Origin of the sequence: Jiella sp. M17.18 (assembly GCF_041027365.1) — a bacterium.
In the GTDB taxonomy this organism is placed as follows: Bacteria; Pseudomonadota; Alphaproteobacteria; order Rhizobiales; family Rhizobiaceae; genus VKMB-3413.
Map to the genome: position 1 here is coordinate 1 of NZ_JBFTEH010000003.1, position 13,779 is coordinate 13,779.

Annotated in this window: 11 protein-coding genes; 6 read left to right on the plus strand and 5 right to left on the minus strand. The window is 67.7% G+C overall.

The features are described 5' to 3' along the window. Window positions 1-944 precede the first annotated feature (944 nt). Window positions 945-2,849 (plus strand): M23 family metallopeptidase, encoded by a 1,905-nt coding sequence (locus tag AB5S17_RS06525; protein WP_369238308.1) that lies wholly within the window; start codon window positions 945-947, stop codon window positions 2,847-2,849. A gap of 74 nt (window positions 2,850-2,923) precedes the next feature. On the opposite strand, the gene AB5S17_RS06530 is transcribed toward AB5S17_RS06525, so the two are convergent. The 3 genes from AB5S17_RS06530 to AB5S17_RS06540 form a co-directional block, all read right to left on the minus strand. Continuing rightward, window positions 2,924-4,222, minus strand: a complete 1,299-nt coding sequence (locus AB5S17_RS06530) for an extensin family protein (protein ID WP_369237425.1) — start codon at window positions 4,220-4,222, stop codon at window positions 2,924-2,926. Next, complete coding sequence (locus AB5S17_RS06535; RefSeq protein ID WP_369237427.1) at window positions 4,219-5,409, minus strand: L,D-transpeptidase family protein; 1,191 nt, start codon at window positions 5,407-5,409, stop codon at window positions 4,219-4,221. Before AB5S17_RS06535 ends, AB5S17_RS06530 begins: the two co-directional genes overlap by 4 nt. Before the next feature lie 239 nt (window positions 5,410-5,648). Further along, on the minus strand, window positions 5,649-7,187 hold the full coding sequence (locus AB5S17_RS06540) for a L,D-transpeptidase family protein (RefSeq protein WP_369237429.1): 1,539 nt from the start codon (window positions 7,185-7,187) through the stop codon (window positions 5,649-5,651). Between the two features lie 250 nt (window positions 7,188-7,437). Between AB5S17_RS06540 and AB5S17_RS06545 the strand changes: the two genes are divergently transcribed. Continuing rightward, on the plus strand, window positions 7,438-7,686 hold the full coding sequence (locus tag AB5S17_RS06545) for a DUF3297 family protein (protein ID WP_369237431.1): 249 nt from the start codon (window positions 7,438-7,440) through the stop codon (window positions 7,684-7,686). A gap of 138 nt (window positions 7,687-7,824) precedes the next feature. Here AB5S17_RS06545 and AB5S17_RS06550 read toward each other — a convergent pair whose 3' ends face one another. Together AB5S17_RS06550 and AB5S17_RS06555 are read right to left on the minus strand one after the other, a co-directional pair. Further along, window positions 7,825-8,538, minus strand: coding sequence for a class I SAM-dependent methyltransferase (locus tag AB5S17_RS06550; protein ID WP_369237433.1), 714 nt, complete (start codon window positions 8,536-8,538; stop codon window positions 7,825-7,827). Between the two features lie 213 nt (window positions 8,539-8,751). Then, a complete protein-coding gene (locus tag AB5S17_RS06555; RefSeq protein ID WP_369237435.1) occupies window positions 8,752-9,501 on the minus strand; it encodes a GntR family transcriptional regulator in 750 nt (249 codons plus the stop codon). Window positions 9,502-9,604: 103 nt separating this feature from the next. On the opposite strand from AB5S17_RS06555, the gene AB5S17_RS06560 reads away from it, so the two are divergent. The 4 genes from AB5S17_RS06560 to uxuA all read left to right on the plus strand — a co-directional run bounded on the left by AB5S17_RS06560 (window position 9,605) and on the right by uxuA (window position 13,692). Then, a complete protein-coding gene (locus AB5S17_RS06560; RefSeq protein ID WP_369237437.1) occupies window positions 9,605-10,591 on the plus strand; it encodes a C4-dicarboxylate TRAP transporter substrate-binding protein in 987 nt (328 codons plus the stop codon). A 97-nt stretch (window positions 10,592-10,688) separates the two neighbouring features. Continuing rightward, complete coding sequence (locus AB5S17_RS06565) at window positions 10,689-11,195, plus strand: TRAP transporter small permease (RefSeq protein WP_369237438.1); 507 nt, start codon at window positions 10,689-10,691, stop codon at window positions 11,193-11,195. 6 nt (window positions 11,196-11,201) lie between these two features. Continuing rightward, window positions 11,202-12,479 carry a TRAP transporter large permease gene (locus AB5S17_RS06570; protein ID WP_369237439.1) on the plus strand — a complete coding sequence of 426 codons (1,278 nt, stop codon included), beginning with the start codon at window positions 11,202-11,204 and terminating at the stop codon, window positions 12,477-12,479. Between the two features lie 10 nt (window positions 12,480-12,489). Further along, complete coding sequence (gene uxuA, locus AB5S17_RS06575) at window positions 12,490-13,692, plus strand: mannonate dehydratase (protein ID WP_369237441.1); 1,203 nt, start codon at window positions 12,490-12,492, stop codon at window positions 13,690-13,692. The last annotated feature ends 87 nt before the right edge of the window (window positions 13,693-13,779 follow it).

Below are 13,779 nucleotides of genomic sequence, written 5' to 3' on the forward strand. Positions count from 1 at the left end.
AATCCGGAAAGGATACCGGTCCAGCAGAGCCGCAGACTTACCGCCGCCCACGCTTCTCTTTCTTCTCTCATATCACAATGTCAAATAACACGCCGACATCAGTCGGCGGTGGGTTTCATCAGGCAAAAGCCTGTCGTTACCCGAGAGTGGGTCGCTTCACAGCGGCACTCGAATGATACAGACAAAGGCGGCGCGAAGCCGAACCGGTCGATCTTTTCAGTTCGATCCGGTTCGTTTGGCGCTCCGTCCGGAGCGCCCCGGCGCCACCGCCGTCGTCGATGAGCGGCATATAGGGGGAAGCCGGATCGCCTGTCAACGGCCTTGTTCGCAAAAACTTCAAAAACCTCGGCAGGCAGCGCCGCCGGGCCTCTGCGGACGGCTGGAGATGCGGGATAAGTTCAAGATCAATCAATGAGTTGGGCGGTGGCTTCGTGGCTTGCGGCGGACGGCCCTGCCGGCCCCGATGCGCCGGCGTCGCGGCCGAAGCGTCGCTTCCGGCCCTGGCAAGGCGGCAGAAATTCCGGCGGCCGCGCCGTGCCGAGAACTCCGGCCGAAGCCTGTTCTCCGGCTGACGTTCCCGGCGAGCGGCAGGTTCGGGGACCGGCCTCTCGGCCGCCGCGCAAGGCGTGTCGAGCCCCCCGGCCGGATTTTCGCGAGGGATCGGATATTTCGCGCTCGCGCGTCGCGCGCGTCGTGCGATACCGCTTCAGGACAGAGGGGCTCGGCGCCGCCGCGGTGCGCCGAACGGCTTGCTGTCCGACGGATCGGTCGGCCAAAAGCGGGCAACCTGCCGTCGACCCCTATGGATCGCGGCATGCTTGGGTTAAGGTCCCGTCACTTGGTCGGGATTTTGCCACCTTGTCGGGGGACAGGGGGGCCGGATCAGGAGAGGGATAGACCGCTTGCCGCAGGAAAAGCCGGCTTTTGGGGACGAGCCGCCATTGGTGGCGGATGGCCGGCGCAAGCCGGATCGCCGGCAGGTGTCGGCGCGGTGGCTGGCGGGAACGCTCCTGACCGGCATCACCTCGACGGCGCTGATGGGAATCGCGCTGTCGGCCGCGCTCGAGGGGCACCAGGGTGCGGTCGATCCGGCAGGCCTCGCTCTCGTCTTCGACACCGAGGACGGATCGGACGCCCCGGTGAAGGGGCAGCGCGTCGTCGCCACGGCCCTGCCTGTCGCCCGCAGCCGCCAGGTGGTCGAACTCTCCACCATGACGCGCGACGGCGACCGGGAGATGATCCGCACCCTGCCCTTCGGCTACGTCAACATGCTGCTCGCCGCCCGCTACCCCACCAATGTCGACTACCCCGCCTTCGATCCGATGACGATCTTCGGCAATCCGAAGAGCGACGGCGACGACAAGGACAGTGACGCGGGTTCCAGCGAGCCGGCGCAGATCTACGGCGCGCGGGTGGAATCGGAGGTGCAGCTCAAGGTCGAGCCCTTCGCCTTCGACCCCTCGACCTACGACAAGTCCGTGCCGCTCGACACCGCCCAGGCGGAAAGCCTGGTGCGCACCGTCATTCCGCAACTCGCCAACAAGCCGGTGCAGGTCGCCTCGCTGACGACGGTCGACCCCTCGCGCTTCAACCTGACCAGCGACGCCACCGAATACGAGCCGGGCTCGGCCTTCCGGGTGATCGAGGAAAACGTCTCGGTCGCCGTGTCGGATCCCGACGGCGACAAGCTTCCCCGGTTCCACGAGGAGATCGTGCCGTTCCGCGAGGCGATGCCGATCGCCGAGATGATGACCCGGTCCGGGCATGACATCAATGGCCACGACGACGCCGTCGCGGCGCTCGCCGACCTCATCGGCAAGGACACGCTCGAGGCCGGCGACGCCCTGCGGATCGGGATCGAGACCAAGGACGGCAAGGACGAGATCGTCCGGCTTTCGGCCTATCAGGGGGCGAAGCACCTCGGGACCGTCTCGGCGACGCAGGACGGGCCGTTCCAGCCCGCGGCCGCGCCGGAGATGGCCGATTCGGTCGCCGAGGCCTTCGGGGACAAGCAGGACGAGGCGCCGATCCGGGCCGACATGCCGACGGTCTACGACGGCATCTATCAGGCGGGCCTCGCCTACGGTCTCAACGACCGCCTGTGCCAGCAGCTGGTCCGCATGCTGGCGAGCGACGTCGACCTGCAGGCGCGGCTGAGCCCCACGGACCGCCTCGCCGTCTTCTATACGATGGAGAAGGGCGAGGAAGAGGCGACCGACAGTTCCGAGATCCTCTTCGCCGAGATCAAGTTCGGCAACAGCGTCAAGCGCTTCTACCGCTATCGGCCGAGCGGCTCGGAGACCGCCGACTATTTCGACGAGGACGGCAAGAGCGCCAAGCAGTTCCTGATGCGCAAGCCGGTTCCCGATGCCCGCTTTTCCTCCGGCTATTCCACGGGACGGCGGCATCCGGTGCTCGGCTATGTCCGCCCGCACTGGGGCGTCGACTGGGCGGCGCCACGGGGCACGCCGATCCTCGCCGCCGGCGACGGCGTCGTGGAGCGCGCCGGCTGGGTCAACGGCTACGGCCGCGAGACCGTGCTGAAGCATGCCAATGGCTACGAGACCGTCTACGGCCACCAGAGCGGCTTCGCCAAGGGGCTGAGGCCGGGCGAGCACGTGCGCCAGGGCCAGGTGATCGGCTATGTCGGCTCGACGGGCCTCTCCACCGGCAACCACCTGCATTTCGAGATCCACGTGAACGGCCAGCACGTCGACCCGATGCGGATCAAGCTGCCGTCGGGCATCGTCCTCGCCGGCGCCGACCTGTCGAAGTTCAAGCGCGAGCGGGACCGCATCGACAAGCTGCTGCAGGAGCGGGTGGACAGCCCGCTGGTCGCCGACCGCTGATCATCGCTGCCGCGACCTTCCGGTCCGGGAAACGCCGCGACACCGATCGCGGCCGCGGGTCCCGCGCGCCGACGTCACTTGCAATAGGTCGCGCCGTTTCGGCGCGCGTCGATGTCGAGATGGAAATGCGTCGCGTGATCGCTGTCGGTGCCGGGCCCCAGCACCGTCCTGAACGGCCCGCACGCCCCCGCGCGCACCGCATGCTGAAAGCGGGCCTCGGGCGAATCGTCGTCACGGCCGACGATGCCGATGTCGCGGCCGTCGGAAAGGCGGATGGTTCCGATGTCGATCGCGCTGCCGCGCGCATGCTCGGAGATCTTGTCCTCCGACGAGCGGGGCCGGCAGACATAGGTGCCCTCCTGCCGGATGCTTTCGACGTGGGCATCGGGAAAGCTTCCCTTGGCTGCCGGCACGACAACGTCGCTCGCCCACTCGTCTAGGGCGAGCGCGGTGCGGCAGAGGATGGTGGTCGCCGGCTCGACGGCGATGCCGGAACTCAGCGTCCGAATGGCGACCGGGCGCAGAACGCCGCAGGAGCCTTCGCTGATCGACGGGCCGACGGTGAAGGTGACGCCGCGCTTCGTCAGTTCGGCCTCGCAGGCCTTCGCGTCCTCGATCGCGGCCGCCGCCTCGACGGCCAGGGCGGGGGTGATCGGTGTCTCGGCCGCCTTGAGAGATTTGGGCGACGTCACGGTGTCCTCCCCGTGCGTCGGCGGGCTCCCGTCCCTCGGCTTGGCCGTGTCCTCGGGATACTTGCCATGATCGGGCCGCGTCTCGGGGATCGGGCCGATGGCCGGTAGCCCGTCCTTCACCGGACCGGCCTCGACAGCCGTTGCCTCGGCCTTCGTCGATGGCTCCGCTACGGCGGTGTCCGGTGTCGCTGCTCCGGATGCCGCCGACGGCTTGGCGGCGGCGCTGGAAGCCTCGGCTCCGTTCTGTTCCGCCTTGGGCGATCCGCCTTCGTGGCGCGCATTCTGCGGCGACGCGCCCGCATGTGTCTCGCCGGCGGCCGCTTCGCCGGAATTCTTCGAAGGGCTCTCCTCGCCGGGCTTCGATCGCGGAACGGGCGCTCTCTCGTCCGCCTGGCGATCGCCTTTCGGCGGATTCTTCGCCTCCTCCGGCACGGCCGCCGATCGCGGCGTCGGCACCGGCGGGTCCTCGGGAGCCGATGCGGCCGCAGTCGCAGCCTTCTTCGGCGTGGCATGACGGACGTGGTGCACGGCGCGGCGGTGATGGCGCGACGCCGCCCGCGCGTGCCCGATCCCGGGAAAGATCCGCTCCAGCAGCGAGGCCGCCGCCGCCTCGCCCCCGGATCCCGGCGCGAGCTGCAGGCCGGCGAGGACGATCGCGCCGGTGAGGAAGGCCGACCTCACCCGGTGAACTCCACCCGCGTCTCCTTCGGCTGGACCAGCTTCGAGAGCGCCTCGGCGTCCCAGTTCGTCAGCCGCACGCAGCCATGGCTCGCGTCCTTGTCGATCAGCGAGGGGTTGGGCGTGCCGTGAATGCCGTAGGTCGGCTTCGACAGCGCGATCCAGACCAGGCCGACCGGGCCGTTCGGTCCCGGGGGAATGGTGAGGTCGTGGTGGTTGTCGCCCTGCGTGAAGTTCTTGTGCGGATCGTATTCGTAGGTCGGGTCCTGCGCGACGGCGACGACCGTCACCTTGCCCGAGGGAGAGGGCGTATCCTGCGAGCCGATCGTCGCGGGTGCCGACATGACGATGTTGCCGGCGCCGTCGAAGACGGTCAGTTCGCCCTTCTCCTTGTCGACCGTGATCCGCATGACCTTGGTCGACGGCGGCGCGCCGGTGTCGGCGACGAGGATGGCATCGCCCGCATGGGAGAAGTCGGTCTGCGGGTTGAGCGCCTTCAGAAGGTCCTCGTCCATGTGGAACTTCTCGGCGAGCTTCTCCGCCGGGCCGCGATAGCCGAGCCATTTCATCTCTGCGAGCTTGGCGTAATCGGAGGGGATGTCCTGCACATAGCGGCCGGAGACGTCGTCCTTCGTGATCGTGTAGGTCTTCATCGCCTTGCCCTGGTCGACCACAAGGACATTCCAGAGGTCGGCGTTCGGCTTGCCGTCGACCGGGAGCTTGCGCATCGCCTCATAGGCTCGGATCGCCTTGCGGGTGTTTTCGCCGAGAAAGCCGTCGATGACGCCGGGCGAGGCATCGGCGCGGTCGAGCAGCACCTGCAGGCGGATCAGGAAGGGATCCGGCGCCTTCGGCTCGTCGGCGGTCTCGAGGCCCGCCTGTTCCGGCAGATCGGTGCTGTTGTCCGGCGTCGCGACGGCCTTGCCCGGTTCGCCGGCCACCTGCACCTTCGGGGCGTTGGCCGCATCCTGGCCGGCCGATTGTTCAGCGTCCGGGCTGCTCGTTTGGACGGTCTGCGGGCCGGCTTCGGAGCCGGCCGTCGTGCCCGGCGCCGTCGCGCTGCCCTTCGGCACGGATTGCGTCGGAGGCACCGTCGGGTTCGCCTTGGCGGTCGCGGCGACCTCGGCGGCTTCCTTCTGCCGCGCCTGCCACTCCTGGAACGTCGCGGTGTCGATCGTCGATTCCGACAAGGGAGAAGGTGCCGCGACGGCCGATGCGATAGTGAGCGGGCACAAGATCCCCGCGGCGGCGACAAGAACAACTTTCATCAAATGCCCCGATTTCGAAAGACGAGGTTGATGAAACGGCCGCAAGCGGCGCTTGGCTCCCGGGCGACCCGCAAACAGCGTCAACAAACGGTAAAGGCCCGGCTGCGAACCGCGGCCGGGCCTTTACCGAATGACGCCTTCATGCGTGGCCGCCGCCGCTGCTATTCCGTGAACTCCACCGTCACGCCGGCCTTGACCATCTTGGCGAGCTCGGTGGCGTCCCAGTTGGTCAGACGGACGCAGCCATGGCTGTTGGTCTTGCCGATCTTGGAAGGCTCCGGCGTGCCGTGAATGCCGTAGGTCGGCTTCGACAGCGCGATCCAGATCGAGCCCACCGGTCCGTTCGGGCCCGGGGGAATGGTCAGGATCTTGTCGTTCGAGCCCTGCTTGAAGTTGATCTTCGGATTGTAGGTGTAGCTCGGATTGAAGGCGATCCGGCTCACCTGCACCGTGCCGGACGGTGACGGCGTCTCGGTCGACCCGATCGTGGCGGGATAGGCGGCGAGCAGGGTCCCGCTCGCATCATAGGCGCGGACCTGCTCGCGGCCCTTGTCGGCGATGATCCTCGCCACCTCGCCGGTGACGTCCGGGCCGACATTCGCGACCTTGATCAGCGTCCCCGCCTTGTTGAAGTCGGCGCCCGGATTGATCGCCTTGAGATAGTCCTCGTCCATGTGGAACTTCTCGGCGAGCTTCTCCGACACCCGCTCGTAGGACATCGCCGGCAGCTGCGCCTTCTCGCCGTAGTCGGAGGGGATCGAGGCGACATACGGACCGGCGACGTCGGCAGAGGTGATCTCGTACTGGACGATCGGCGGGCCGCCGGTGGCGTCGAGATCGTCGGCGAGCGCCTGCGGATTGCCGGTCGGCAGATCCTTGCCGAACTTCTCGCGATAGGCAGCGACGGCCTTGTTGACGTTGCCGCCCATGCGGCCGTCGATGACGCCCGGAGACATGCCCTCGCGGTCGAGGAGGATCTGCAGGGCGGCGACCTCCGCTTTGGCGTTCTTGCCCTTGGCGAGAGAGACGGTCGGCGCGGGATTGCTCTCCTTGATGTCCCGGCCTTCGTCGCTCTGGACGATCGGGGCACCCGGCGCGGGCAGCGCCGCATCGGCTCCGGCCGGAGGCAGATCGCCGCCCGCCGGCGTCGACGGACCGGATGGCGGTTCCACGGCGGACTGCCGGAGCGATGGCGGCTGGGCGGATGACGGCCGGCCCGGCAGTTCCGCCTCCTGCGAGCGGCCGGCCGAGGGCGCCGCCGGCAGCGGCGCGGCCTCCACGGGTCCGTTGTAGTCGCCGAACGGATCGGCCGAGCGGGGGGGCGGCATGTCGCCGGTGTTGGCGTCTCCCGGCGCGCCCCGCGAATCCAGATAGGCCGGCCCCTCCACCGTCACTCCCGGCGGGGGCGGGCCATCGATGATCCGGCCGCGGCGCTCGCGAAAGCGCTGGCGCCGATCCTGAAACTCCTGCCGGCGCGATCGTTCGACGCCGACGACGCGGCCGAAGGAATCGAGATAGACGCGCTGGCCGTAGCCGTCGGTGAAGACTTCGACGGCCCCGTCCGGCGCACCGGAACGGTCGATGTACTGCGCCAGGCGCACCGGCGCGTCGCCCGACGCCGGAGCCGTTTGAGCGGATGCGAGCGGCGCCGGCAGCATCAGCATTCCCAGGATCAACCCCGCGAGAGGTGTCTTCATCATCGTCATGCCTTTTCCCGCTCCGGTCGCGCACGAAGATCGGCTTCTCCGCCACATCACAATGTGTCGGAAAATCCGCTCGGCCAGCCCATGATCTGGGGAGTGGCACAGGAACCGGACATGAAAATGACCGAGGCGCCGCCGTGGGCTGCGGCTCGTCGCGATCACCGGAGCGGCGGACGGCGCCCTTGGCAGATCGCTTCCGCCCCTCTATGTCGGGCGCCGCCTCAACAGTCGAGAGAAGTTTCTCCTCATGGCCGAAGACCTGCCCGATCGCCTGTCCTCCGATCCCGCCAGCCCGTTCTACGACGAGGCGCTGCTGGCGCGCGGCGTCGGCGTCAGGTTCAAGGGCGAGGAGAAGACCAATGTCGAGGAATACTGCGTCAGCGAGGGCTGGATCCGCGTCCAGGCCGGCAAGGCCAAGGACCGCAAGGGCAACCCGCTGACGATCAAGCTGAAGGGGCCGGTCGAAGTGTATCTGCGGGACGATCCGACGGAGTAGCGGCAGCCCCGCCGGCGCTGTCGGCACCGCGACCGGCTTCGCGCAGGCTTGAAGCCGCTTTGGCCCCGGCCGCCGTCAGCGGAGCGGCCGGGCGGGGAACAGCGGCGGTCGCTCGCGCGCTTCCGCCGCCGCCTCGCCTCATCCGGCCGCTGGCCGTCCGATCGCCATCACCGACTTGGCCAGTCCCGCCACCCGCTCGATCCGGATCTCCGCCGACGGGAAGAGTTCGGCGACCGCCCGGCGGTCCAGCAGCCGGATCTCCCGGACATTGTTCCAGGCCTCTTCCACGGTCCTCGCGCGCGGGAAGAAGCCGAGGTTGAACTGCCGCATCAGCATGGCCCGCAGCGGCAGCGGCAGCCATTGGAAGCCGACGACGCGGAAATGCGGCTCCAGCGGAAACCAGAAGTTCGGCGTCTGAACGTAGTATCGGTCCGACATGCGCCGGACGTTCCGTGCGAAAGCGGCCATTCGCTCGCGCTCGCCGACATGCTCGATGACCGAGTTCGAATGGACGAGGTCGAACCGGCGATCGCCGAACAGTGCCGGATCGCAGGCATCGCCGAGAAGGCTCGTGAAGATGTTGCTCTTCGGCGGGTCGATCGGCTCGTTGTTGACCAGCGTGATCGCGACCCGGCCGCTCTGCTCGCGGAGGAAGTCCTCGGCGATGAGCCAGTATTTTTCGGTCCCGCCGAGGTCGACGATCTCCACCCGCTCCTTCTGCTGCAGGCATTCCTCGATCAGGCTGCGGACATGTTCGAAGCGACGCGCCCGAAACCGTCGCTCGATACTGAGGGGATTGGAAAGCGGGTCGGGTTTGACCCAGTGATCATCAAGAGTCTCTACTGCGCTCATGGCGGTCCTCATCGGTGTCGCATCCGACGAAAGACAAATGATTAAATGTCGGTAAAGTCTATCTGCCGCCGTTAACCATCTTCATTCATGGTTAATGCTGACAATTTGAATAGAATTTGATGTACCTGCAGACACGCCGTTTCGGCATATCCGGGCCGCCTTTTTCGAGGATGCGCCCGAATCCTGCCGCTCCGCGCCTGCGCCACCTCCCTTTCACGTTCGGGTGATGATCCGGGGCGGCGTCCCGGCGTGCTGCGCCGCGCGAAGGTCCTCGGCATGCGCGGGCAGTGGCTCATCGTCGAAGAGTTCCGGCCGCTGCGCCGCCAGCCGCGGCAGCGCCAGCAGGATCTCGCGCAGATGGACGCGCATGGCCGCGGTCGCCGCCTCCTCGTCCTTCGCCCGGATCGCGGCGAGGATGTCCTCGTGCTGCTCGATCAGCAGCGTCATCGGCGACGCCTCAGGCAGGCTGAGATAGCGCACCCGGTCCATCTGCGCCTTGCCGTTCTCCACCACCCGCCAGGCCTCGGCGCAGTCGATCGCCTCCGCAAGCCCCCGGTGAAACGCCTCGTCGAGGGTGAGGAAGCCGTCCTGATCGCCGGCGGCCGCGGCCTGCTTCTGCCGTTCGATCAGACCGTGGAGCCGGTCGAGCGCCTCGCCCGGCGCGATCCGGCAGCAGGTGCGCGCGACCGCCACCTCCACCGCCTCCCGCACGAAGCGCACGTCGCCGACGGCCCTCGTCGACACCTTCATCACGAAGGTGCCGCGCTGTGGCAGGATGCGGACGAGACCCGCTTCCGCCAGCTTGATGAGCGCCTCGCGTGCCGGCTGGCGGCTCGAGCCGAACATCGTCGCGATGTCCTTCTCCGACAGCGGCTGGCCCGGCAGGAGCCGCATCCGGATGATCGCCTCCCGCAGCTGCGCGTAGATCTGTGGAGCGATCGGCGCCTTTTCGTCGAGTTTCATCATCGTCCACAAACCGCTTGCATTCATCTGCTTTCATACTACCATACAAGCTGCTAGAGACAAGCTCGGCGGTGGGAGCCGCTGGAACGGAACGGGAGGTTTCATGTCGATATTCTCGAAGGGGCTCGGCTGCGTGTTGGCGGCGGGCGTCATGGCCGGCATCGCGACGAGCCAGGCCGCAGCCCAGCAATACCAGCTCAACGTCTCGACCGCGCTGACGCAGGAGGACCCGATCTACAAGGGCCTCGAGCAGTTCCGCGACAATGTCGCCAAGCGCACGGACGGCGAGGTGCAGATCCGCATCTTCCCGAGCTCGCAGCTCGGCAAGGACGAGGACGTGCTGGAGCAGGCGCGTGCCGGCGCCCCGGTCGCCGTGGTGGTCGATCCCGGCCGCCTCGCCGTCTTCGTCAAGGACTTCGGCGTCCTCGGCGGCCCCTATCTCGCCGACAGCTATGCCGGCTATCGCAAGATCGTGACCTCGCCGCTCTTCGCCAAATGGGCCAAGGAGCTGCACGACACCTCCGGCCACGAGATCCTGTCGTTCAACTGGTGGCAGGGCCAGCGCAACGTCTTGACCGAGAAGCCGGTGTCGAAGCCGGCCGACCTCAACGGCGTGCGCATGCGCACCCCCGGCGCGCCGGTGTGGATGGAGACGATCAAGGCGATGGGCGCGACGCCGACGCCGATGGGCTGGGGCGAGGTCTATCCGGCCCTGCAGCAGAACGCGATCGACGCCGCCGAGGCGCAGGACACCGCCGTCTACGGCGCCAAGCTCTACGAAGTCGCGAAGTACTACACCAAGACCGGCCATATCGGCCTGATCACCGGCCTCGTGACCAGCGCGCAGTGGTTCGATTCTCTGCCGCCGAAGGACCAGAAGATCCTGAAGGAAGAGGCGCTGGCCGCCGGCGACTTCGCCTCCAAGGCCACCGAGGACGCCGTCTCGAAGGTCGATGCCGAGATGGAGAAGGCCGGCCTGAAGATCGACACGATCGACACGACGCCGTTCAAGAAGGCGACCGAGGGCGTCTACGCCAAGCTCGGCTACACCGACCTGAAGAAGCAGGTCGACGACATCCTCGCCAAGTAGCTCCTAATGCGAGCTGCGGGGCGGCCGCGAGCCGCCCCGCCTCCGGCGCTCCAAGGCGTCCGGCCCCCGTGTCCGTCCGCACCCTGAGTTCGCCCCCATGCTGTCCGTCCTCGTCCGCATAGAGGAGGCGATCGGCCGCGCCCTGCTCGCCGCGATCGTCATCCTGGTCTTCGTAGCCGCCATCACGCGGTTCTTCGACTATCCGATCGTCTGGTCGGTGGACCTCGCCCAGGCGCTGTTCATCTGGCTCTGCTTCTTCGGCGCCCTGAAGGGCCTCAGGAAGCGCGCCCATATCGGCGTCGACTACTTCGTCCAGAAGCTGCCGGTGCCGCTGCGCCGGGGCCTTGACCTCTTGCTCGCGGTGATCGCCCTCGCCTTCCTCGCCACCATGGCCTGGTTCGGCATCAAGCTGACGCTGCTCAACTGGCAGCGCACCTTCGGCGACAGCGGCATCTCCTATGCCTGGGTCACCATCGCCGTGCCGATCGGCTGCGCCCTGCTCGGCCTCATCCTTCTCGCCCAGATCGCCATCGCCATCCGGGCCGGCAAGCTCGTCTTCTCGCCCGACCGGGACGAGGCGCTCGCCGAGCACCAGGAGATCTGACGCACCATGCTGCTCCTGACCGTCATCTTCTTCGCCCTGATGCTCGCCGGCATGCCGATCGCCTTCGCCATCGGCATTGCGGGCTTCTCCTTCTTCCTCACCAGCCAGTTCATCCCGGTCTCGATCGGCGTGCAGCAGGTCGCCTCGGCCTCGCAGAGCTTCCCGCTGCTCGCCGTGCCGCTGTTCGTTCTCGCCGGCCACATGATGAACAAGACCGGCATCACCGAGCGGCTGATCGACTGCTCGAACTCGCTGGTCTCCTGGATGGCGGGCGGCCTCGCCCAGGTCTGCATCCTGCTGTCGACCTTCATGGGCGGGGTCTCCGGCTCGGCCGTCGCCGATGCCGCGATGGAGGCGCGCGTGCTCGGCCCCGGCATGATCGCCAGCGGCTATTCCAAGGGATTCACGGGCGCGGCCATCGCGGTCGGCTCGCTGATCACCGCGACCATCCCGCCGAGCCTCGGCCTCATCCTCTACGGCTTCGTCGGCAACGTCTCGATCGGCCGGCTGTTTCTCGCCGGCGTCATCCCCGGCTTCATCATGATGGTCGCGCTGATGACGACCGTCTGGCTGCTCGCCAAGAAGAAGGGCTACGGCGTCGTCACCAAGGAGCGGCCGAAATGGTCGAAGGTCTCCAAGGCCTTGTGGCGGGCGAAATGGGCGCTGATCTTCCCGGTCGCGCTCCTCGTCGGGATCCGCTCCGGCGTCTTCACCGCCTCCGAGGTCGGCGCCTTCGCCGTCGTCTACGCCGTCGTCATCGGCGCCTTCGTCCACCGGGAGCTGACCTGGAAAACGCTGCAGGAGGCGCTGTCCGAAAGCGTCCAGGACATCGGCGTCATCACGCTGATCATCCTGTTCTCCGGCATGGTCGGCTATGCCATCGTCTTCGAGCAGGCGCCGCAGACGATCGCGCAGGGCATGCTCGGCATCACCCACCAGCCGATCCTCGTCGTCTTCCTGATCCTGATCTTCGTGTTCATCTGCGGCCTGTTCATCGAGGCGACCGTGCTCGTCCTCCTGTTGACGCCGATCTTCATTCCGATCATCACGCCGCTCGGCATCGACCCCGTGCACTTCGGCATCCTGATGATGAGCGTCGTCACGCTCGGCGGCATGACGCCGCCGGTCGGCGTCGCCATGTATGCCGTGTGCAGCATTCTCGACTGCCCGATCGAGGAATATGTCGTGGAGGCGATCCCGTTCATCGCGGCGATCCTCCTCGTCATCGTGTTCCTGGCCTTCACGCCGGGGCTCGTCCTCTTCCTGCCCAACCTCTTGATGTGAGGACTTCGCGTTGCGAGAATCATTCCGCTGGTTCGGTCCGCCGGACCGCATCACCCTTCCGGAGATCGTCCAGACCGGCGCCACCGGCATCGTCACCGCGCTGCACGAGATTCCCTATGGCGTCGTCTGGACGAAAGAGGCGATCGCCGAGCGGCAGGCGCTCGTGCGCGAGGCCTCCGGCGAACGGCTGGAATGGACGGTGGTGGAGAGCCTGCCGGTCCACGAGGCGATCAAGCTGGCGTCCGGCGGCGGCGACGAGCTGGAGACGCTCTACGAGAACTACCGGATCTCGCTGAAGAACCTCGCGGCCTGCGGCATTTCGACCGTCTGCTACAACTTCATGCCGCTGCTCGACTGGACGCGCACCGAGCTCGCCCATCCGCTCGCCGGCGGCGGCACGTCGCTGCGCTTCAACATGCAGGATTTCGCGGCCTTCGACGTCTACATGCTGGAGCGGCCGGGCGCCGAGGCGGATTTCTCCGCCGACGTGCTGCAGCGCGCCAAGGCCTGGATCGACGCGTCGCGCCCCGAGGACCGCGAGCGGCTGCTGGCGGCGATCATGGCGGGCCTGCCGGGCGCCTACGAACGCTACGACGTGCCAGGCCTGCGCGCCGTGCTGGCGCGCTACGAAGGCATTACCAAGGACGACATCCGGGCGAACTACAAGCGCTTCCTGGAGGCGGTCGTGCCGACGGCGGAAGAGGCGGGCGTGCGGCTCTGCGTCCATCCGGACGATCCGCCGCGGCCTGTCTTCGGCCTGCCGCGCGTCGTCTCCAATGAAGACGACATCGCCTTCATCCTCGACGCCGTGCCCTCGCTCGCCAACGGGCTGACGCTGTGCTCGGGTTCGCTCGGCGCGGGCCCCGCGAACGACGTCGTCGCGATCGCCCGGCGCTTCGCCGAGAAGATCCACTTCGCGCATCTGAGAAACGTCGCCAAGGACGCCGACGGCTCCTTCGAGGAGGCGAACCATCTCGACGGCGACACCGACATGGTCGCGCTGCTGCGCGTGCTCCTCGGCGAGGAGCGGCGCCGCAGGGCGGAGGGACGAGCGGACTTCGAGATGCCGATGCGCCCCGACCACGGCCACGAGCTCCTCGCCGATCTCGGCCGCGGCACCCATCCGGGCTACCCGCTGATCGGGCGCATGCGTGGCCTTGCCGAGCTGCGCGGCGCGATTCGCGCCATCGAGACGCTCGACCGGGCAGCCTGATTCCGCGCGAGAGGGCCCGCCAGACGAAAGCCGCGGTCGCAAGAGGCCGCGGCTTTTCTCGTTTCCTCCGATCCGGCAATGCGCTAC